This is a genomic window from Cognatilysobacter segetis (assembly GCF_004359965.1).
Taxonomy (GTDB): Bacteria; Pseudomonadota; Gammaproteobacteria; order Xanthomonadales; family Xanthomonadaceae; genus Cognatilysobacter; species Cognatilysobacter segetis.
In genome coordinates this window covers 1-1,034 of the sequence record NZ_SMRQ01000123.1, presented here as the reverse complement: position 1 = coordinate 1,034, position 1,034 = coordinate 1, and the positions used below count along the sequence as shown (strand labels likewise).

Sequence of the window (1,034 nt, the reverse complement as noted above, 5' to 3'; positions counted from 1 at the left end):
GAAGGGCACGCCGAAGCTCCAGGCCATGCTCAAGTCGTTCAACGACGGCAACGTCGCCGAGGCGCGCACCGCGGCCGACGCGATCATCGCGGACGCGGCATCGAATGCGTACGAGAAGGCCTTCGCCGCGCAGCTCGCCGCGCAGACCGCGATCGGCGCGCAGGACTATCCGGGCGCGCTCAAGTACATCGACACGGCCATCGCGCAGAACAGCCTCGACAACGACGCGCACTTCGGCCTGATGCAGCAGCGCGCGCAGATTCAGATGATGAACAAGGACTACGCCGCCGCGCTCGCGAGCGTCGACCAGTTCCTCGCCGAAACGCATGCCACCGACCCGGCCTCGCAGGTGCTGCGCGGGAACGCGCTGTACCGCCTCGGCCGCTTCGCCGACGCCGCCGCCGTGCTGAAGCCGGCGGTCGCCGCGGCGCCCGGCCACAGCGATTGGGAGCAGCTGCTCGCCGACTCGCTCGCGCGCAGCGGTAACGCCGCCGAAGCGATGAAGGTCGCCGAGTCCGCCGCCTCCAGGAACCCGGCCGACAAGCGGGCGCGCTTCAACCTCGTGCAGTCCTACCTGCAGGCCAAGCAGACCGACAAGGCGGCGCAGTTGCTCGAGGAGATGCGCAAGTCCGGCCAGCTCACCGACGACGCCGACTACCGCCAGCTTTTCTCGATCTACGCCAACCTCGAAGGCAAGGAACAGCAGACGATCGACATCATCAACGAGGGCATGACGAAGGGCGTGCTGAAGCCCGACTACAACGTCTACCTCGCGCTCGCGCAGTCGTACTACTTCTCCGAGCAGACCGACAAGGCGATCGACGCCTACCGCAAGGCCGCGCCGATGGGCAAGAACGGCGAGGCCTATCTCGCGCTCGCCGGCGTGCTTCGCAACGAGCAACGTATTTCCGAAGCGAAAGCGGCCGCGGAGCAGGCACTGGCCAAGGGCGTGAAGCATCCGGAGGACGCCAAGAAGATCCTCGCACTGCCGGGCAAATAATCTGATCGCGGCAGCGGTCACAAGCACGCAAAAC

At 66.7% G+C, this 1,034-nt stretch carries 1 protein-coding gene; it reads left to right on the top strand.

Annotation, left to right across the window (positions count from 1 at the left end; all coding sequences use genetic code 11):
- On the top strand, positions 1-1,000 hold a 1,000-nt coding region (locus E4F61_RS14195; RefSeq protein WP_238382964.1), incomplete at its 5' end, for a tetratricopeptide repeat protein.
- Between the last annotated feature and the right edge of the window lie 34 nt (positions 1,001-1,034).